This window comes from Streptosporangium sp. NPDC049644 (assembly GCF_040675205.1).
Classification (GTDB): Bacteria; Actinomycetota; Actinomycetes; order Streptosporangiales; family Streptosporangiaceae; genus Streptosporangium; species Streptosporangium fukuiense.
In genome coordinates this window covers 125,691-145,132 of sequence record NZ_JBFAOJ010000014.1, presented here as the reverse complement: position 1 = coordinate 145,132, position 19,442 = coordinate 125,691, and the positions used below count along the sequence as shown (strand labels likewise).

15 protein-coding genes are annotated in these 19,442 nt (G+C 70.6%); 2 read left to right on the top strand and 13 right to left on the bottom strand.

Annotated features, from left to right (window positions below; all coding sequences use genetic code 11):
• Nucleotides 1-132: 132 nt before the first annotated feature.
• The 13 genes from AB0J58_RS11265 to AB0J58_RS11205 all read right to left on the bottom strand — a co-directional run bounded on the left by AB0J58_RS11265 (nt 133) and on the right by AB0J58_RS11205 (nt 15,070).
• Entirely contained in the window at nt 133-1,164 is a 1,032-nt protein-coding gene (locus AB0J58_RS11265; protein ID WP_364213441.1) for an aldo/keto reductase, read from the bottom strand.
• Nucleotides 1,165-1,177: 13 nt separating this feature from the next.
• Nucleotides 1,178-2,320 (bottom strand): serine hydrolase domain-containing protein, encoded by a 1,143-nt coding sequence (locus tag AB0J58_RS11260; protein WP_364213438.1) that lies wholly within the window; start codon nt 2,318-2,320, stop codon nt 1,178-1,180.
• Nucleotides 2,317-5,040: a branched-chain amino acid ABC transporter permease/ATP-binding protein gene (locus tag AB0J58_RS11255; protein ID WP_364213435.1), complete on the bottom strand. Its 2,724-nt coding sequence runs from the start codon at nt 5,038-5,040 to the stop codon at nt 2,317-2,319. Before AB0J58_RS11255 ends, AB0J58_RS11260 begins: the two co-directional genes overlap by 4 nt.
• On the bottom strand, nt 5,037-5,807 hold the full coding sequence (locus tag AB0J58_RS11250; RefSeq protein WP_364213432.1) for an ATP-binding cassette domain-containing protein: 771 nt from the start codon (nt 5,805-5,807) through the stop codon (nt 5,037-5,039). The genes AB0J58_RS11255 and AB0J58_RS11250 overlap by 4 nt, the downstream gene beginning before the upstream one ends.
• Nucleotides 5,804-7,054 carry an ABC transporter substrate-binding protein gene (locus AB0J58_RS11245; protein ID WP_364213429.1) on the bottom strand — a complete coding sequence of 417 codons (1,251 nt, stop codon included), beginning with the start codon at nt 7,052-7,054 and terminating at the stop codon, nt 5,804-5,806. The genes AB0J58_RS11250 and AB0J58_RS11245 overlap by 4 nt, the downstream gene beginning before the upstream one ends.
• 372 nt (nt 7,055-7,426) lie before the next feature.
• The gene (locus AB0J58_RS11240) at nt 7,427-8,317 is read right to left on the bottom strand and encodes a sulfurtransferase (RefSeq protein WP_364213426.1); all 891 of its coding nucleotides are present in this window, start codon (nt 8,315-8,317) and stop codon (nt 7,427-7,429) included.
• Between the two features lie 69 nt (nt 8,318-8,386).
• The gene (locus AB0J58_RS11235; RefSeq protein ID WP_364213423.1) at nt 8,387-9,760 is read right to left on the bottom strand and encodes an NtaA/DmoA family FMN-dependent monooxygenase; all 1,374 of its coding nucleotides are present in this window, start codon (nt 9,758-9,760) and stop codon (nt 8,387-8,389) included.
• 44 nt (nt 9,761-9,804) lie between these two features.
• The gene (locus tag AB0J58_RS11230) at nt 9,805-10,530 is read right to left on the bottom strand and encodes an ABC transporter ATP-binding protein (protein ID WP_364213420.1); all 726 of its coding nucleotides are present in this window, start codon (nt 10,528-10,530) and stop codon (nt 9,805-9,807) included.
• A 3-nt stretch (nt 10,531-10,533) separates the two neighbouring features.
• Nucleotides 10,534-11,358: an ABC transporter permease gene (locus AB0J58_RS11225; RefSeq protein WP_364213417.1), complete on the bottom strand. Its 825-nt coding sequence runs from the start codon at nt 11,356-11,358 to the stop codon at nt 10,534-10,536.
• A gap of 45 nt (nt 11,359-11,403) precedes the next feature.
• Entirely contained in the window at nt 11,404-12,420 is a 1,017-nt protein-coding gene (locus AB0J58_RS11220) for a PhnD/SsuA/transferrin family substrate-binding protein (RefSeq protein WP_364213414.1), read from the bottom strand.
• A gap of 313 nt (nt 12,421-12,733) precedes the next feature.
• Entirely contained in the window at nt 12,734-13,717 is a 984-nt protein-coding gene (locus AB0J58_RS11215; protein ID WP_364213411.1) for a class I SAM-dependent methyltransferase, read from the bottom strand.
• A complete protein-coding gene (locus tag AB0J58_RS11210; protein ID WP_364213408.1) occupies nt 13,714-14,145 on the bottom strand; it encodes a VOC family protein in 432 nt (143 codons plus the stop codon). Before AB0J58_RS11210 ends, AB0J58_RS11215 begins: the two co-directional genes overlap by 4 nt.
• Before the next feature lie 160 nt (nt 14,146-14,305).
• Nucleotides 14,306-15,070 (bottom strand): SDR family NAD(P)-dependent oxidoreductase, encoded by a 765-nt coding sequence (locus AB0J58_RS11205; RefSeq protein ID WP_364213405.1) that lies wholly within the window; start codon nt 15,068-15,070, stop codon nt 14,306-14,308.
• A gap of 110 nt (nt 15,071-15,180) precedes the next feature.
• Between AB0J58_RS11205 and AB0J58_RS11200 the strand changes: the two genes are divergently transcribed.
• Complete coding sequence (locus AB0J58_RS11200; protein WP_364213402.1) at nt 15,181-17,967, top strand: condensation domain-containing protein; 2,787 nt, start codon at nt 15,181-15,183, stop codon at nt 17,965-17,967.
• Complete coding sequence (locus AB0J58_RS11195; RefSeq protein WP_364213399.1) at nt 17,964-19,175, top strand: acyltransferase; 1,212 nt, start codon at nt 17,964-17,966, stop codon at nt 19,173-19,175. The genes AB0J58_RS11200 and AB0J58_RS11195 overlap by 4 nt, the downstream gene beginning before the upstream one ends.
• Nucleotides 19,176-19,442 lie beyond the last annotated feature (267 nt).

The window sequence follows — 19,442 nt, the reverse complement described above, 5'->3', positions numbered from 1 at the left end:
GGTTAGCGGAGGCTCTCGCCCTTGCGGGGGGCTGGTCCGCGTTCTGGGTGATTTCCAGTAGTTGACTAACCGGCGTTGACGGGCGCGCCGGGCCTAACCCCGGCCGCTCGCGTCGGTATGAGCGGGTACCGGTCAGACCCTGCCCGGATGCGGCCGGAACCGCGGGCCGCCGATCGGTTCGTACCAGCCGGCGACCTTGTCGCCCGGCGGGGCCACCGCGTCGATCGCGTCCAGATCCTCGGCGGTCCACTCGATCGCCGCGGACCCCGCGCACGAGTCGAGGTCGGCCAGCCGCTCCGGCCCGCACAGCACACTCGTCACGCCGGGCTGCCGTAAGACCCAGGAGAAGGCCAGCTGGGCCATGGTCACGTCATGACGGGCCGCGATCGCCCGCAGCACGTCGAGCACGTCGAACACGGCCTCGCTGAACCGGTCACCGGCGAAGCCGGCGAGCACGCCGCCCGCGCCGTACCGGCTGCCCGCGGGCGGCGGCTCGCCGCGCCGGTACTGGCCGGTGAGCACCCCTCCGCCCAGCGGTGCCCACGGGTTCACCGCGAGCCCGAACGTCGCGGCCATCGGGAGCAGCTCACGCTCGACCCGCCGGTCGAGGATGTTGTACGGCGGGGTCTCGGCCACGATCCGGTTGAGGCCGAACTCCTTGGCCACCCACAGCGACTCGACGACCTGCCACGCGGCGGAGGTGCTCACCCCCAGGTAGCGGACCTTGCCCGCGCGCACCAGGTCGTCCAGGGCGCGCAACGGCTCGTCGACCGGTACGTCGGGGTCGAACCGGTGCAGGGTGAACACGTCGACGTGGTCGGTCCGCAGCCGCCGCAGGCTCGCCTCGCACTGGCGGATCAGGTGCCGGCGGCTCACCCCCCGCCCGTTGGGATCCTCGGTGTCGACAGGCATGTACGCCTTGGTGTTGATCACCACTCGATCGCGCTTGGACGGCTTCGCCAGGGCGGCCCCGACGACGGACTCGCTGCGCCCGGGGGCCCCGCCGTAGTTGTTCGCCGTGTCGAAGAAGTTGACGCCGAGGTCGAGCGCCCTGTCGATGATCCGGACCGACTCGGCCTCGTCGGCCCGGTCGCCGAACATCCAGCACCCCAGGCCCAGGGCGCTCACCCGCACGCCGGTCCGCCCGAACGGCCGGTACTCCATCGCGGTCACTCCTTCAGTCCAGGCCCGCGACCGCGCGCACGGCGTCGGCCAGCGGGACGAACGGTTCGGCGCCGGGCGGGGCGCCGAGGAACATCCGGTTGTGGGTGATGACGACGGCCAGCCCGGTCGCGAGGTCGGCCCATCCCATCGATCCGCCCACCCCGGCGTGGGCGAGCACCCGGGTCGAACGGCCGAGCAGCGGGTCGGCCGGGGGAGACTCCCCGCCCAGCCAGTAGCCGCCGGTGCCGATCCAGGTGGTTCCCTGGTAGACCTCGTCGAACTCGTCGGCGTTCGGCCGCGGCGACGTCAGGGCGAGCAGGCGGTCGGCCGCGATGTACCGGCGGCCGGCGATCTCGCCGCGGTTCGCCAGCATGCTGAAGAACCGCGCACCGGCGCGGGCCGACATCACCGCGCCGGCCGCCGGGATCGACGACGACCGGAACCGGGGATCGTTCCAGCGGTCGGCGTCGGGGCGGATCTCCGGCGGCATCGACAGCAGCGGAACCCCGGTCATCGGCGCGCGCTTCGGCGGGTTCGGCCCCCAGGTCAGCCGCGCGACCCGGTGCTCGTGCTCCGCCGGGAGCACGTCCCAGACGTCGTCGGCGCCGATCGGCAGGCACAGCTCCTCGCGGAGGAACCGGTCGTAGGGACGGTGGCTCGGGTCGGTGCGGCGGATGACCTCACCGAGGATGTACCCGAAGCTGATCGAGTGGTACATGGAGCGTTCACCCGGCGGGTGCAGCGGTTCGACGTCCGCGAGCCAGGTGGTGATCGCGTCCTGGTCCGCGAGTCCGCCGGCGTCCAGGCCGGGCGGCATGTGCGGAACGCCGGCGCAGTGCGTGAGCACGTGGCCGACGGTGATGCCCTGCTTGCCGCGCCTGCCGTACTCCGGCCAGTACGTCGCGATCGGCTGCTCCATGTCCACGAGCCCTCGTTCGCACTGCAGCTGGATCGCCGTGGCGACGAGCGCCTTGCTCACCGAGAACACGGGGAACAAGGTGTCACCGTCGACCGCCCTGCCGTCCCGCGGGTCGGCGACGCCGGTCCACGCGTCGACGATGAGCTCGTCGCCGAGGTAGGCGGCGACCTGCACACCGACCTCGCCCAGCTCGACGGCGCGGGCGAGCGCGGCCTCGATCCGATCGTCGGACCTCATTGCTCGACTTCCTCTCTCTCGCGCGCGGGTTCGGTCTCCTGCGACTCGGTCTTCTGCGCCTCGGTCTCGTCGCCGAGGTAGGCCGCGATGACCCGCGGGTCACGGCGTACCTCGGCAGGCGTCCCGTCGGCGATGACCCGCCCGCGCTCCATCACGATCAGCCGGTCGCACACCCGCATCACCAGCTCCATGTCGTGCTCGACCACCAGCACACCCATGCCGCGCTCGTCGGCGAGCCGCCGGAGCAGGGTGCCGAGTTCGGCCGACTCGGTCGAGCTCAACCCGGCCGCCGGCTCGTCGAGGCAGAGGACGGACGGTTCGGCGGCCACCGCACGGGCGATGCCGACCAGCCGGCGACGGCCGTACGGCAGCTCGGTCGGCAGCCGGTCGAGGTCGGGGCCGAGTTCGAACAGCTCGACGGCGGCGAGTGCTCCGGCGGTGAAGGCCGTTGGGCGCGGCCAGACCAGGTCGGTCAGGTACACGCTGCTCGACCGCGCGTCGGCCGACGCCTTGAGGTTGTCGGCCACCGTCATGTCGTCGAACAGCTCAAGGCTCTGGAACGACCGCCCGATGCCCTCGTGCACCCGGCGGTACATGCGCATCGACCCGATCGGCTTGCCGTCGAGCGTGACCGTGCCCGACTTCGGCTTGGTCGCACCGGTGATCGCGTCGATCAACGTCGTCTTGCCCGCGCCGTTCGGCCCGATGAGCCCGACGACCTCACCGGGGCCGACGCGCAGCGAGACGTCGTCGACCGCGACCACGCCGCCGAAGGCCACCGTCAGTCCTTCGCCCTCAAGCGCCCGCTCGGGAACGCGACCGGCCGGGCCGGTGCTCATGGAGGTGCCCGCCCGAGCCCGGCGGCGCCGAGGCCGAGGCAGGTGGATGTGCCGCCCGAGGCCCTCAGCGGCTCCGTCCGGACGTACCTGCAGGTACCAGATGGACAGCACGCCTCCGACGAGGGCGATCCACAACGGCATCGTCGCGCTGTCCGAATCGAGCAGCGTGGAGATGAAACCGCCGGGGTGCCCGAGCCCACCGAGCAACGGGCCGGCGATGTACCCGATACCGCCCAGCACGACGTAGGACAGCCCCAGGATCGAGTCGAAGGCCAGGAACCCCCGCTCGAACACCATGGTCGGCTGCCGGAACACCACCAGGATCCCGCCGAGCGCGGCGATCGCCGCGGACAGGGCGAACGCGTAGAGCCGGACCCGCCACGGGTTCAACCCGACGGACTCGGCCGCCCGCTCGTTGGTGCGGACCGCGATCATGCGGCGCCCGACCCGGCCGCGCCGGACGTTCGCGACCACGAGACCGGCGAGCACGAATGCGACCAGGCACACGACCGCCCATCGCTCGGGGTGGGCGAGTGAGTCGATGCGCCAGCCGAACAGCTCCAGCGGGTTCGGCAGGGGCGTGTAGGCGCCGGAGTACGTGGGGTTCTGCAGCAGCACCCCTTGGATCGCCACGGCGCAACCGAGCGTGGCCACCGCGAAGTTCACGCCGCGGGTGCGCAGCAGCGGCACACCGAGCAGCGCGCCGACGACGAACGTCCCGACCAGGCTCAGCGGGATCGCCAGGAGGAACGGCATCCCGGTGCCGGTCAGCAGCAGGCCGGTGAGCACCGCGCCGATGCCGGCGAAACTGAACTGGCTGAGCGAGAGCTGCCCGGTGTACCCGGTGATGACGACGCTGGACAGCAGGATGATCCCGTACGTGCAGGTGATCGTCATGGCCGTGACGTACGGCAGCCCGAACACCGTCGTGAGCAGCACGATCGCGCCGCCGACGAGCGCGAGGAGGATGAGGGGACGGACCTGTCCGTCGCCGACCTTGGGCCGGCGTTCGACGATGGCCGAACGGATCCGGTCGCCCGCGCCGCGCCACACCATCACCAGCACGATCAGCAGGAACGGCACGGCGTCCGCCCAGCCGGGCGTGGCCACGTACCGGGTCACCTCGGCCTGGGTCACCCCGATCAGCAGGGCGCCGAGATACGTCAGCGGGAACGAGCGCAGGCCGCCGATCAACGCGGCGGCGAGTGCCGGCACGATCAGGTGGGTCAGTGTGACGATCTGCACACCGACGATCGGAGCGAGCAGGACTCCGGCGATGCCGGCGAACACCGAACCGATCACCCAGTTGGTGGTCGCGATCCTGACCGGGGAGATGCCCAGGGCCGCCGACGCGATCGGGTTCTCCGCCTGCGCCGAAGTGGCCAGCCCGAACCGGGTCCGGCCGTAGCAGACGGTGAGCAGGACGACGAGCGCGGTGGCGATGAGGAAGGTGATGATCCGGTTCTGGCCCAGGTGGATCCCGAACAACGACACCGGGTCGGTGGGGAACATCGACTGGACGATGCGCTCGTCCGCGCCGTAGCGCAACGTCAGCCCCGACTGCACGACGACGAGCACGATCAGGGAGACGATGGTGCGGCTCAGCGCCGACGTGCGCGCCATGCGCTGGATCGCCAGCCGGTAGGTCAGGTATCCGCACAGCGCGGCGGCGAGCAGAGCGCCGGGCACCGCCAGCACGGGAGAGAGGCCCAGACCCGCGTTGAGTTCCCAGTAGGCGAACGCCGCCACGGTCCCTACGATGCCGTGGGAGAAGTTGATGATGCCGGAGCCGCGGTACGCGATCACGATGCCGAGGGCGGTCAGCGCCAGCAACGACCCCGAGGTCATTCCGACCAGCGCGAGTTGGATGGCGCCGTTCATGTGTCGCGGCCTCCGCTCGCGGCTGTCGGGTCGTCGGCCGCCGCGGAAAGGTAGCTGGCCTCGATCTCGGCCAGCCGCGAGCCCATCTCGGCCGCCGTACCCTCGATCACGATCTCTCCTCGTCGCAGTACACAGACGCGGTCGGCGACCTGAAGGGCACGCTTGACCCGTTCCTCCACGATGAGCACGCCGACGCCTCGGTCGGCGGCGGCGCGCAGCCGGGTGAGCAGCCGCGCCACGATCAGCGGGGCGAGGCCGAGCGTCAGCTCGTCGGCGAGCAGCACCTTCGGTGAACCGGCCAGCGCACGTGCCAGGGTGAGCATCTGCTGCTCGCCACCGGACATCAGCCCCACCTTGCGGTCCAGCAGCGGTTCCAGCTCGGGCATCAGCGCCAGGCTCTCCTCGACGCTCCCTCTGCCGAGGCGGAGGTTCTCGCGGCAGGTGAGGCCCATGAACACCGAGCGGTCCTCGCAGATCAACGCCATGCCGGCGGCGGACCTGCGATGTGCCCCTTCCGGCGCGGGCCGGCCGTCGAGCAGGACCGAGCCGGAGATCGGGGTCAGGACTCCGGCCAGGGCCATCAGGGTCGTGGTCTTGCCTGCGCCGTTCGCACCCAGCAGTGCGACGATCTCGCCCGGACGCACCGCCAGCGACAGGCCGTGCAGTACCGGGAGGTGGCCGTAGCCGACCTCGAGGCGGACCGCCTCGAGGATCGGCTCGGCTTTCGGCCGGGGGTCGGACGTCACCCGGTCCTCGGCCTGGATCACCCGTTTTCCTTGAGGGCGTCCAGCACGCCGAACGGCTCGGCCGCGGCGCTGTAGGTGCCGTTCTTGACCGTGTACGTGACGACGTTGGTGTTGAGGATGCGCTCGAAGTCCTTGATGCCCAGCGGTGAGGTGAGATTGAGGGCCGGTCCGACTCCCGTCTCCACGGAGCTGAGCTTGCCCAGCGCCTCCTGCACCGACGCGGCGTCGATCGTTCCCTGGACGGATTCGGCCGCCGCCTTCACCGCCGCCACCGCCGACCACACGACCACACCGGCCGACGTCGGCTTCGCGTCCGGTTTGTACTTCGTCATCGCGTCACGGAAGGCGACCATGCCGGCTTCGTCGCTGTTCACCGGCAGGAACGAGTCGGAAAGCAGCACGTCCTCGGCGGCCTTGCCCACCTGGTCGATCAACGCCTGAGTGAGCGAGGCGGCGGCGAGCCCGACCTTCACGCCCGGCGCACCGGAGCCCAGGGCGGCGATCGCCTTGCCGGCCTCGCCCGGCGGGAGCGCGAGCACCACGCAGTCGGCGCCGTTCGACACGACCTGGGCGACCGGGGGCCCGTAGTCGGCGTTCGTGGTCGGCACCGCGATCTTCGCGTTCAGGTTCATGCCCAGCGACTTCAACCCGGCGTCGGCGAAGTCGGCCGAGGCGATCGAGGACGGCAGCGACTGCGTGATCGCGTCGACCTTCTTGCAGCCGTAGGTCTTGACCAGCCCGATCGCGGCCCCGCTGAACGAGACCGGCGTGCCGCCGGGGATCGGCCAGGAGATCTTACTGGCGAACTCGAGCGGGTTGATCGGGTGGCTGAGCAGCGGGATGCCGGCCTGTTCGAGCACCGGCACCATGCCGCTGCCACCGACCGACAGGCCGCCGATCACGGCGATCGCGCCCTGGCCGACCGCGTCCTGGGCGCATTTCGCGCTCACGTTCGGGTCGGCCTGGTCGTTGCAGACCGTCAACTCGACCTTGCGGCCGGCTATGCCGCCGGCCTCGTTCACCGCCGACACGGCGGCCTCGATCGCCGCCGCCTGGTCCGGGAACCCGACCGACGGCGCGGACACCGTCAGGATGCCGACGAGCTTGAGCGAGGCCGCCTCCGACGAGGTGGCGGAGGCGGTGGAGGCGGCGGGCGTCCCGTCGTCCGGGGTGGCTGAGCACGCTGCGGTCAGCGCCAGTGTTGACGCCACTGCTGCGACGGTGGTGAGCCGTCGGGTCCGGTCGGCACGGTATGTTCTGTTCGTCATGGCGATGCCCCATTGGCTCGTTACGGTGTTGGTTCCCCGACGCGGTAGGGGGAGCGTCGCCGGGCTCAGTTACCTGCGGCATTACCGGCGGCACCTCAGGGCCTCGATAACAGATCCCGCGCCCGGAGCCCGGATACGCGATGGCCGGGTAATGCCGCCCGGCACGCCGTGCGCACCCGGCTGACACCGCGTCCGTACGGTCGGCGGCATGGCCGAGGCGTTCCTCGCGACCATGTCGCTCACGCCGACACCGTGCGCGGTCAACGCGCCCGCGGCCCGGCCGGTCTGCTCTTCGCGTCCGAGGAGATTTCGAGCCGGTGCCGCTCCGGTTCGGCCAATGCCGGAGGTCTCCACCGGGGCGGTTCGATCAGGTCAGCGGCCCGGATCGTCCCCCACCGTCACCTCGCGCCGTGGGTCGGCCTCCCATGCCGAGAAGGAGCCCACGAACAACGCGGCCGGGATGCCGAGGCCGGCCAGCACCGCCACCTCGTGCGCGGCCCAGACCCCGCCGCCGCAGTAGACCCCGACCGGCGCGGTCCCGTCGGCGCCCAGGCCGACGAACCGCCGGCGCAGGGTGTCCTCGTCGGCGAGCAGTCCCGTGGCGGTCAGGTTGCCGTGCGTCGGCGCGGAGATCGCCCCGGGAATGTGCCCGGTGCGCGGCCGCCCCGGCTCGGCCGGCTCGCCCCGGTAGACCTCGGGGGCCCGCGCGTCGAGCAGTCTGCCCGCCGCCGCGTACTCGGCCGCTCCGTCCGCGTCGAGTACCGGCAGGTGGCCGGCGCTGAGGGTGACGGTCCCGGGGGGCGGCGCCGGCTCGACCGTGCTCACCTCGTGTCCGCGCCCGGCCCAGGCGCTGAGGCCGCCGTCGAGCAGGCGGACGTCGGCCACCCCCGCCCACCGCAGCACCCACCACGCACGGCCGGCCTTCGTGCCGAAGGCGCTGTCGTACACCACGACGGCATCGCCGTCGTTGACGCCCCACTCCCGCGCCCGGGACTGCAACCGTGCGATGTCCGGCAGGGGGCGCCTGCCGGCGAGGCCGCCCGGCTCGCTCTGCAGATCCGCCGCCACGTCGACGAAGACCGCGCCGGGAATGTGTCCCGCCGCGTACTCGGGCCGCCCGTCCGGCCCGTCGTTCGCCAACCGGACGTCAAGGACGATCGGCGGCCGGTCGCCGGTGAGCAGCCTCGCCAGCTCGTCGGCCGACACGAACAGGCCGCCGTGCGGCGACCGGTTCGGGCCCGGGGGGTGCCGTTCGGTTGTCATGCTGTGCGATCCCTTACCTCGACCCTGTCCACGCGCCGGCGCCCCGGGCGCGGCGGAAACACCCGTCGATCACAACGGTGCGGTGAAGGCTCCGCGATACGCGTACCCGGGGTGCCTGCGGTTCAGGTGCGGGCCTTCGGCGAACAGCTTCTCCCGGAGGGTGCCGGGGCTGTACTCGGTCTGCGCGAGGCCACGCGACCGCAGTTCCGGAATGACGTGGTCGACGAAGTCGTGGTACGTCCCGGGAATCAGGTAGTTCATGACGTTGACGCCGTCGATGCCGGCATCCTGCCACTGCTCCAGCCGGTCGGCCACCTGCTCGGGCGTGCCGACGATCGTGGTCTCCCGGGCGACACCTTGCAGGTACTGGCGCTTGGTGATGACACCGTTCCGGTACTTCTTCGCCTCGGCGATGATCTTGCCGATGCCGCCCTGCGCGTTCGAGTAGTCGATCGGGTGGTCCATGTCCAGCTTCGAGAGGTCGATGCCGATGTTCCCGCCGACCTCGGCGGCCAGGGCCTCATGGTTCATGAGGTCCTCGTACTGCTCCCACTTCTCCTTGGCCTCGCGCTCGGTGCTTCCCACGACGAAGGTGAGCGCCGCCAGGATCTTGATGTCCTCAGGCCGCCGGCCGTGCCTCGCGGCGCCCTGCCGCAGGCCGGAGATGACGTTTCCGGCTCCCTCCAGGCTGTTGAGCAGGAGGGCGCCTTCGGCGAACCTCGTGGCGAAGTCGATCCCCCGGGGCGAGGAGCCGGCCTGGAACAGGGTCGGCACGCGCTGAGGTGACGGGTGCACGATGAGCGGGCCCTCGACCCTGTAGTGCCGTCCCTCGTGGTTGATCCGGTGCACCTTGCCGGGGTCGGCGTAGATCCTCCGCGCCGTGTCCCGGACGACGGCCCCCTCCTCCCAGCTGCCTTCCAGGAGCTTCAGCACCGCGTCGACGTGCTCTTCGGCCCATTCGTATCGTTCATCGTGGTTGACGATGGTGTCGGCGCCGTAGTTCCTGTGGGCGTTCTCGGTCGAGCTGGTGACGATGTTCCAGCCCACCCGGCCCTTCGAGAAGTGGTCGAGCGTCGCGATGCGCCGGGCCAGCGAGTAGGGGTGGTCCTGGATGACCGAGGCGGTGAGGATCAGTCCCAGGTTCTGCGTCTCGGGCACCAACGTCGAGGCGAGGATGAGCGAGTCCAGCATCGGGAAGCGGTTGCCGTCCCGCACGAACACGTCCCAGTTGCCCCCGTACGGAGCGTAGAGCCCGAGCACGTCGCCGATGAACAGCCCGTCGAAGCGGCCTTCCTCCAGCTTTCTCGCCAGTCTGATCCAGGTGTCCAGCCGGTCGAAGTCGGCCAGCTCGTTGCCCGGCAGGTCGTGCGGCCACAGGCCGGGCTTGACATGCCCTGGCGACGGGCACACGAACGCGTTGAAGATGAGGCGTTTCCTCGCCACTTCGGGGTCTCCCTGTCGATGGTGATGTTGGGGAATCTCGCGGACTACGCGACACCCAGGAGTCTCAACAGCTCGTTTCTTTTCGCCGTGAAGTCCGGCGATGTTCTCTCTCGCGGTGCGGGCAGGCGCAGGATCTCGTCGAAGATCAGCTTTCCGCCGTCCAGGATGACGATCCTGTCGGAGAGCACCAGCGCCTCCTCCACGTCATGGGTCACCAGGAACGCGCTGAGGTGGTAGTTCTCCCGTACGTCGCCCAGCAGCCGCTGCATGCGGATGCGGGTGAGCGCGTCCAGGGCGCCGAAGGGTTCGTCGAGCAGCAGCAGCCGCGGTGTCCGGACCAGCACCCGGGCCAGCGCGACGCGCTGCGACTGCCCCCCGGACAGGGTCTTGGGCCAGGCGGCGGGGTCGACGGAGTCCAGCCCGACCCTGGTCAGCAGTTCCCGCACCGTCGGGTCGTCCGGCCGGACACCGGAGCCCAGCACGATGTTGTCGGCGACGGAGAGCCACGGAAGCAGCCGCGCGTCCTGGAACATCACCCCGGCATCGGCTCGTACGGTGATATTTCCAGATATCTCGGTGTCCAGACCGGCGATGATGCGCAACAGGGTGCTCTTCCCTGTCCCGCTCCTGCCCAGAATCGAGACGAACTCGCCAGGCGGTATCTCGATGTCCACGTTGTCGAGGACCTGGTTGTCCCCGAACGCCTTCGACACGCCTTTGACGTTGACGACCGGCCGCGCGGAGGCGCCGGTCACGCTATCTGTCGACATTCCTCACGCCTTCACCACAGCGTCGTTCCAGCGGAGTGCCCGACGTTCCAACGCCGCCACACCACGGTCGGCGAGCACGCCCAGGATTCCGTAGATCAAGATTCCGACGATGATGACGTCGAGCCGGTAGTAGGTTCGGGCCTCCGTCATGAGGTAACCCAGCCCGGAATCGGCGTTGACCTGTTCGGAGATCACCAGAATCACGAGCGCGAAGCCGCTCGAATACCGAAAGCCGACGAACCACGCGGGCAGTGCCGCGGGCAGGTGGATTCTCCTGAGCACCTGCCAGCGGGACAGTTTCAGGGTCGACGCCAGTTCCAGGTATTTCCTGTCCACGTTGGAAACGGCCGACATGACGTTGACATAGATCGGGAACATCGTCGCGATGGCGATCATCAAGATCTTCGAGAGCTCGCCGATACCGAACCACAGGATGAACAGTGGGACCAGGGCCAGGACCGGCAGGGCGCGCAACGCCTGCAGGGTCGGGTTCAGCAGCGCCGAGCCCAGCAGGCTGGTCCCGCAGAACCAGCCGAGGGCCGACCCGATCGCGACCCCGAGAACGAGGCCGGTGACGGCCCGGAGCAGCGATATCAGCAGGGCGTCGGCGAGCCGGCCGTCGGAGACGAGGTCGACGAGGGCCTGGCCGACCCTGACCGGGGCCGGCAGGAAATCCTCAAGGAGGCCGAGCGAGGCGAGCAGCTGCCACAGTACCAGCGCCGATAACGGAATGACGATTCCGAGAATTGATTCATGACGCACGGTCGGCTTCTTTGCCGTGATGGTCACTTCTTTGGAACTTCTCTCTGGCGGATGCGCCGAAGGCAAGTCGTTCGTTTTCCGGTGAACGGGCTGCGAGCCGGGACCCGCGGTCTACTTGGCGGCCTGTTCGCCGTTGGCGGAGATGACGGCCTCGTTCGCGATCTCGTCGAACGCGGTGGCCACGTCCGGTGCGTTCTTGATGATTCCCTGTTCCTGCAGCACCTTCGCCGTCTCGGTGTAGTCGCTCTTCACGGAGTCGTCGATGGGGATGAAGGTGAAGCTGTAGTTCTTCGCGAACTGGGTGGCGACATCGAGAGGAAGGTCGATCTTCTCGGCCAGCACCTTGGCCCAGTTACCGGTGTCGGCCTTCTGCTTGTTGAGCCCGACGATGAATTTCTTGAGGAAGTCCTTGGTCGCGTCCGTCCTGTGCCGGTCGCCCTCGAAGAAGCCCTGGTTGGCGGCGAAGTAGATGTTGCCCGCCGTCGTCTCGGTGGCCGTCTGGATCAGGCGCGCTCCGTTGCCGATCTCGACCTGTGCGGAGTTCGGCTCCCAGGACGCCCACGCGTCCACGTCGCCCCGGAGGAACGCCGCCTGCGCGTCGGGAGTCGACAGGAACGCCAGCTCGAAGTCGTCGGTGCCCAGTCCGAGGTTTTCGATCTCGCCGACGACGAACCTGTGGGCGGCCGACCCCCGGACGACGGCGATCCTCTTTCCCTTGAGCTCGCTCAGCGACTGGACGGCCGAGTTCCGAGGAACCAGGAGACGGAGCCAGTCGGGGTTCGGTTTCGCCACCGCGAAGATCTTGAATTTGGCGCCGTTCGCCTGCGAGGACACGATCGAGAGGTCGGATCCGAAGCCGAAGTCGATGGACTTGGCGCCCAACGCCTCGAAGACAGGCCCCGCGCCGTCGAAGCGGCTGAAGTCGACCCGGTACTCGGGCCGGTTCTGTCCTTCGTCCCATGCGATCTGGAAGAACTGGGTCGCGATGCCGACCTTGAGGGAGACGTCCTTCGGCGAGCCGCTGCCGTCCTTGTCCGACGAGCATCCGGTGAGAAGGCTTCCCGCGACGACCGCGGCGGTGAACGCCACGAGTGCTCGCCGGATGCTGGGATTCCTCTTTTTGTGCATGAGACTCTGTTTCTTCTGACCAAAGCGGAGCGTGATGTTCCTCTGTCGCCCACGTCGGCGGGACGAGCAGAAGGAACGCGGCGGGTCGGTCTCGGCTGCGTCGGCCGGGAGACGGCCGTTTCCGGGCAGCACGAAACGACTCCATGGACACGGGCCGTTTGTGGCGGGATCTTCGGGCAACTGACAGGTGAGCCGCCCACATCGCCCGAGAGAATCGGGCGATGTGGGCTTTTTCTATTATTTAGGTAGGGAATGACGGAAGTCAACCCGGATGGGGGTGATGTCCGCCTGGTCGGGGGAGGTGCGACTCGTCTTAGTGGTTTCTGCGCAGGACGTTGCCCGCGATCCTGGACTCGCAGAGCTCCTCGGCCCCCGGGGCGCCGGCCACGATGGTGAAGCCGGTCGGGGCCAGGCGCAGCTCCAGCACCGCGGCCCGTTCGGCGGCGGGCAGAGCGGCGTAGCGGGCCAGCAGTTCCTCGTCGTCGAACAGGTCGGCGTCCGACAGGAAGACCGGGGAGGCGGGGTGGCGGCGGCCCAGGTCCAGGATCTTGCCGCCGCCGTCCCAGTTGACGCCGTTCAGCGCGACCCAGCCGATCCCGTCCAGGCCCTCGAACAGGCGGGCCGCGTCGCCGAAGCGGTGGGTGCGCATCACCGGGTGCAGGTAGGCGTCGGCGTCCAGCACATCCTGGTCGCGCGGGTCGCCGGTCGCCGAGGAGTGCGTGCCGTAGCGGCCCGCCGAGCGGCCCAGGCCCAGCCGGCGCACCACCGACAGGCCCTCCTCGCCGGTGTCGCCGCCTGAGAGCAGCCGTACCAGCTCGCGGTCGATCAGCCGCTGGTGCTCGCCGAAGCTGTGGAAGAGCCACAGGTACATCAGGCCGCCGGGGGAGAGCCGCTCGGCCAGCCAGGCCAGGCCCGCGCGGGGGTCGTCGAGGCAGTGCAGCACCCCGGTCATCACGATCAGGTCGTAGGGACCATCGAACCCGTCCCCGCCGATGGCGCCGCGCACCAGCTCCACGTTGGTCAGCCCGTTGCGCTCGCGCAGTTCCTCGGCCACGTCGAGCGAGGACCGGGAAAGGTCCATCCCGGTGAAGCTCGCCTTCGGATACTGCGAGGCGAGCCCGAGCAGCTGGTGGCCGGTGCCGCACCCGGCGTCCAGCACCCGTTTGCCCGCCAGGGTCTTGTCCCTGACGACCATGCCGATACCGAGCGCCAGATCCAGGATCAGGTCGTCGCCGACGGTCAGGGAGGGGCAGGGGTAGCGCTCGTACAGCTCCCTGACCTGTTCCACGGCGCTCACGGGGTGTCGATCTCGTCGTACGGGATCTCCTCGACCCGGCGGGCGAAGACCCAGTGGTGGCCTTCCAGATCCTCGGTGGTGTAGTTGCGGTCGCCGTAGAAACGGGTGTCCGGCTCGTCGCGGATCACCGCCCCGGCCTTCCTCGCGCGCTCGTGGTGCTCGTCCACGTCGTCGACGAACACGTACAGGCTCTGGCGTGGCTCGCCCTCGCCCTGCGGCTCATGCCTGCGGCCGTCACTCGTCCCGGCGAGCTGCACGACGCCCTCGCCGAACGACAGCTCGGCGTGCACGATGGAGCCGTCGTCGTCCTTCAGCACCTTCCGCTTTTCGAATCCGAACGCCTCGATGAGCCATTCGATGGCTTTTTCGAGGTCGGCGTAGAAGATGACGGGGGTGATTCTCGGCATTCCGTCGGGTGGGGTGAGCATTTCTCCATCTCCCTCGATCGGTGACCATGGAAACGTACGGTGACGCTACCCCGCATCCCGCCGGCGAGACGTCCTGGGGTTCACGATTTCCACCGCGTTCACGGATCGCGCGGGCCGCTCTCCGGGCATTCCGAGGTTGTTCACCCGTTCAGCGGGATATTCACGATTTCGGCAGGCGCAGGCCGCCGTCCAGGCGGACGACCGCCGCGTTGAGGTAGCCCAGCTCGCACACCGCCCGGACCGCGCGGGCGAACTCCGCCGGCGTTCCCGGCCGCGGCGGGAAGACGATCTGCCGTACCAGCGGGCGCCGGAACTCCGGCGGGATCGCCTCGAACAGCGGGGTGTCGAACAGGCCGGGGGAGAGCGCGCAGACCCGCACGCCGACCGAGGCCAGGTCGCGGGCGGCCGGCAGGGTCAGCGCGGCGACCGCGCCCTTGGAGGCGGCGTAGGCGGTCTGACCGGCCTGGCCGTCCTCGGCGGCGGCGGAGGAGGTGTTGACGACCACGCCCCGCTCGCCGTCCCGCAGCGGTTCCGTCGCGGCCATCGCGGCGGCGGCCAGGCGCATCACGTTGAAGGTGCCGACCACGTTGACCGCCAGCGCCCGCTCGAAGGTCTCCAGGTCGTGCGGGCGGCCGTCGAGGCCGAGCGTGCGGGCGGCGGGCGCGACACCCGCGCAGCTCACCGCCACCCGCAGCGGCCCGCCGAGTCCCGCGGCCACCTCCACGGCGTGCTCGACCGACTCGGCGCGGGTCACGTCGGTCTCCACGAACGTGCCGCCCACCTCGCCCGCCACCGCTGCTCCCGCACGGGTGTCGGTGTCGGCCGCCACCACGTGCGCGCCCGCCCCGGCGAGCTCGCGCGCGGTGGCGGCGCCCAGCCCTCCACCGGCCCCCGACACCAGTGCCGTCACCCCTCGCAGCTCCATATCCGTTTGGCCGCCTTTCCGCAATGCTGGGCGAATGTGCTTACTTATCAAGACATATCCTGACGCGAAATTCCGCATTCACGCTGCACCCCACAGACGTGAGGTAACCAATGACGATTTCCAACGGCGCTGACAATGTGCACGACCTGATCGCCCGCCGGCGGCGCGAGCGAGATCGCATCCCGCGACGCGCGATACCCGACGAGGGGGTGCCGGTCTCCTCCACCCAGGAGCGCATCTGGTTCGGCGAGAAGTTCAATCCGGGATTCGGGTTCTACCACGTGCCCGCCACCCTGCGACTGCGCGGCCCCCTCGACCCCGGAGCCCTCGACCGGGCGCTCTGCGAGGTGATCAGGCGGCACGAGATCCTGCGCTCCACCGTCGAGGAGATCGACGGCATGCCCGTCCAGCGCGTCGGTGACGCGCCCACCGGGGTGCTGCGCTCCGTCGACCTGGCCGGCGAGCCCGATCCCGAGGACGAGGCGGCGCGGATGGCCGCCGACGACATCCTGGCCCCGTTCGACCTGCGGCACGGGCCGCTCTGGCGGGCACTGCTGCTCAGGCTGGGGCCCGACGACCACGTGCTCGTGCTGACCTTCCACCACATCGTCTTCGACGACCCGTCCTTCGGCATCGTCGGGCGCGAGATCGAGGCCCTCTACACCTCCTCGGCCCCCCTGCCCGAACTGGAGCTGCAGTACACCGACTTCTCGGTCTGGCAGCGCGAGCGGCTGCGCACCGAGGAGGTGCGCTCGCGCCTGGTCGACTACTGGCGGCGGACCCTGGAGGGCGTGCCCCGGCTGCTCGACCTGCCCTCGGACCGGCCCCGCCCGCCGCACCGGAGCCGCGCGGGCCGCTTCCACCGCTCCCGGCTACCCGCGGACGTCGTCGGCTCGGTGCGCGCGATAGCGCGCGAGGAGGGCACCACCCCGTTCACCGTCCTGCTGGCCGCCTACGGCGTGCTGCTGTCGCGCCACGCCGACCAGGCCGACATCGTGACCGCCGTACCCGCCGCCGGGCGCATCCGGCCCGAGCTCGAAGAGCTCGTCGGCTGCTTCATCAACATCATCTGTCTCCGCCTCGACCTGCGCGGCGAGCCCACCTTCCGCGAGCTGCTGCGCCGGGTGCGCCACGCCTCCGTCGAGGGCCACGACCACGAGGAGATGCCCTTCGAGGAACTGGTCCGCGAGCTGCACCCGCAGCGGCCGCGGAGCCACACGCCGCTGTTCCAGGCGGGGCTCGGGGTGCGCGACAACGACGGCGTCTTCCTGAACCTGCCGGGCGTGCGGGCCTCGGAGTTCGTGCCCGACGTCGAGGTGTCGCACTTCGACCTGATGGTGGACTTCAGCGTCGACGGCGACGGCATGGCGGGCCTGTGGGGTTACAACGACGACCTGTTCGACCCCGCGACCGTCGAGGTCCTCGCCGAGCAGTTCACACTGCTGCTCACCGAGGCGTGCGCCCGGCCCGACCGCCAGGTCGGCGACCTGGCGCTGCCCGCCTCCCCGAGACCGCCCCAGCCCCAGCCCGAGACCGGCGAAGCCGAGGAACCGGCCGCCGTCCTGGCCGAGCGGGCGCGGCGCGCACCGGACTCGCCCGCCATCACCTCCGTCGACGGCACGCTGACCTACGCCCAGCTCGACGCGCGCGCCGAGGCCCTGGCACCCGCCGTGCGCAAGGGGGCCGAACCGCCGGCCGCCGACACCCCCGAGCTCGCCGTGTGGTGGTACGCCCGGCTCAAGGCCGAGGGCGGTCAGCCGGAAGCGGGTCTGGCACGGGTCGCCGACCTGGCCTCGCGGATCGGCCTGGACGCCACCGGCACCGTGCTCACCTTCGCCCCGCCCGCCTCCGGCGCGCTCGCCGACGCCATGCTGCTGGCCCTCTCGTCCGGCGCGCACCTGGTGATCGCGCCCCCCGAGGCCGCCGGTGACGCCGAGGAGCTGAGGGGCCTGGTCGCCGACGCCACCGTCGTCCACGCCCCGCCGGCCGCGTGGCGGCGGCTGTTGATCGAGGGCACGCTGCCGGAGGACCACCCGCTCACCGCGCTCTGCGACGCGGCCACCGTCCCGGCCGCCCTCGCGCGGGAACTGGCCGCGAAGGTCCCCACCTGGACCCTGTACGGAGAGCGCTGGGCCGCGGCCCACCGGATCGACCCGCTCGCCGAACCCCGCAGGGGCGTCCCGCTCGGCCTCCCGCTGGCCGGCACCCCGATCGAGGTCACCGGCCGGGCCGGGGGCCCCGGCGCCACCGGCGTACCCGGCGAGATCCACGTCGGCGGCGCCGCCACCGGGGACCGGGGCCGGATCCTGCCCGACGGCTCGCTGGAACTGCTCGGCCGCTTCGACCGGATGTTCACCGTCGGCGGGTTCCGGGTGGACACCGACGAGGTGGCCCGCTCCCTGGCCGGCCGCCCCGGCGTGGTCGAGGCGATCGTGGACGTGCGCCACGACCGGCTCGTCGCGTACCTGGCCGGCGACGGGATCGATCCGCGGAAGGTCACCGCCCACCTGCCCGAATACCAGGTGCCCGGCTCGGTCGTCGTCCTCGACGAGCTGCCCAGGACCGCGCGGGGCGACATCGCCCACGGAGAGTTGCCCAGCCCCGAGACCCAGGGCGACGAGAGCGGCCAGGTGCCGATCAGGGGCGGCACCGAGGAGGCGGTCGCCGGCATCTGGCGCGAGCTGCTCGGCGTGCGGGAGATCGGCGCCGCCGACGGCTTCCTCGACCTCGGCGGCCACTCGCTCACCCTGGCCCGCCTCAGCCTGCGCTACGAGGTGGCGTTCGGCGTCGAGGTGGAACTGCCCGACCTGCTGCGCCACGCGACGGTCCGCGAGCAGGCGGCACTCATCGACGAGCGCCGCGCGCAGGCCGGCCTCACCGCAGAGGAGACATCATGACCTCGGTATCCGCCAGGCCGTCGCAGGCCACCGGTGAGGGAAGGCCGAGGACGCGACTGGAGTCGCTGACCGGGCTGCGGTGGTTCGCCGCGTTCGGCGTGTTCTTCAGCCACGTCGCGATCCTGTTGCCGCTGCCCTACCTCAACGAGCTGTTCATCCTCGGCACCGCCGGGGTCACCTTCTTCTTTGTCCTGTCCGGATATGTTCTGACCTGGACGTTCTTCGACAATGACACCGCGCCGAGGTTCTACTGGCGCCGCTTCGCCAGGATCTGGCCGTCGCTGCTCATCACCACCGTCGCGGCGGTCGCGCTGCTCGTCGGCGGCCAGCTCTGGCCCACCGAGGGCGGCACCTCGCTGGTCTGGTGGACGGTCGCGACGCTGCTCCTGGTGCAGGCGTGGATCCCGGCGTCGTTCCAGAGCGACACCGTGCCGCACACCGTCTCCTGGTCGCTGTCGTGCGAGGCGTTCTTCTACGCGGTCTTCCCGTTCGTGGTCCGCCCGATCGTGCGGCGCACGCTGCGCCAGATGGTGGTCATCGCCGCCGTGCTCATCGCGATCAGTATCGGCATTCGGGTCTGGCTCTGGCTGGCCAACCCGCAGATCACCCCGGAGAACTGGTTCACCTCCGACCTGTACTACTTCGCCACCCACTCGCCGATCGCCCGGGTCAGCGAGTTCGTGCTGGGCATCGTGATCGCCGCCGCCGTACGCCGCGGCTGGCGCAGCCCGCTCGGCCTGCGCGCGGCGACCGCGATCACGGTCGGCTACTTCGCGCTGCTGTGGGCGTGGTCCGTCTCGGGCCTGTGGCCGACCGCGCTGGCCGAGGCCGCCAACCGGGGCAGCGTCGTGGTGTTCGCACTGCTCATCGCGGCGGCGGCCACCAACGACCTGGACGGTCGGCGCAGCCTGCTCGGCTCCCGCCCGCTGGTGGCGCTCGGCCAGTGGTCCTACGCCTTCTACCTGGTGCACTTCCTGGTGCTCTTCCCGATCGCCAAGCACGCGTTCGGCCGGCAGTCGCTCTACGACTTCCCGCCGCCCAGCTGGGCGCACCTGCCGTACGCGGTGGCCGGCCTGGTGGTCAGCGTGCTGCTGTCGTGGGGGCTGTACCGGCTGTACGAGTACCCGATCGAGAAGCGACTGCGGGCCATGCTGCGCCGCGAGCCGAGGACCACCCCCCCGGCCCCGGGCGCGGAGCCCTCGATGTGAGGGCCGGGCGCGCTGGCGGGGAGCCGCGCCGAACCCAGCGTCACCGGGGTGGGCGGGGACGGGTCGCCGTCGAAGGTACGGGGCATGGCGGCTCGCCGAAGCTGGATCTCGCGGTTGTCGCCGGGGCGGTGCATCGGGACCATCGGGATCCAGTTCTCCGGCACCGAGGTCATCACCTCGTATCGGACGTGGGTGCCCTCGGCCGGCGGTGGTGGCGCGGGAGGGTGGCCATGTCCGCGCTCGAAGTCGCGCAGCTCATGGCCGGCC

What these genes read in the sequence shown, in the direction of transcription:
- AB0J58_RS11210 (WP_364213408.1), bottom strand. Translation starts at nt 14,145, where the DNA reads ATGCTCACCCCACCCGACGGAATGCCGAGAATCACCCCCGTCATCTTC.
- AB0J58_RS11260 (WP_364213438.1), bottom strand. Translation starts at nt 2,320, where the DNA reads ATGAGGTCCGACGATCGGATCGAGGCCGCGCTCGCCCGCGCCGTCGAG.
- AB0J58_RS11205 (WP_364213405.1), bottom strand. Translation starts at nt 15,070, where the DNA reads ATGGAGCTGCGAGGGGTGACGGCACTGGTGTCGGGGGCCGGTGGAGGG.
- AB0J58_RS11220 (WP_364213414.1), bottom strand. Translation starts at nt 12,420, where the DNA reads ATGCACAAAAAGAGGAATCCCAGCATCCGGCGAGCACTCGTGGCGTTC.
- AB0J58_RS11195 (WP_364213399.1), top strand. Translation starts at nt 17,964, where the DNA reads ATGACCTCGGTATCCGCCAGGCCGTCGCAGGCCACCGGTGAGGGAAGG.
- AB0J58_RS11200 (WP_364213402.1), top strand. Translation starts at nt 15,181, where the DNA reads ATGACGATTTCCAACGGCGCTGACAATGTGCACGACCTGATCGCCCGC.
- AB0J58_RS11265 (WP_364213441.1), bottom strand. Translation starts at nt 1,164, where the DNA reads ATGGAGTACCGGCCGTTCGGGCGGACCGGCGTGCGGGTGAGCGCCCTG.
- AB0J58_RS11230 (WP_364213420.1), bottom strand. Translation starts at nt 10,530, where the DNA reads ATGTCGACAGATAGCGTGACCGGCGCCTCCGCGCGGCCGGTCGTCAAC.
- AB0J58_RS11245 (WP_364213429.1), bottom strand. Translation starts at nt 7,054, where the DNA reads ATGACGAACAGAACATACCGTGCCGACCGGACCCGACGGCTCACCACC.
- AB0J58_RS11240 (WP_364213426.1), bottom strand. Translation starts at nt 8,317, where the DNA reads ATGACAACCGAACGGCACCCCCCGGGCCCGAACCGGTCGCCGCACGGC.
- AB0J58_RS11255 (WP_364213435.1), bottom strand. Translation starts at nt 5,040, where the DNA reads ATGAACGGCGCCATCCAACTCGCGCTGGTCGGAATGACCTCGGGGTCG.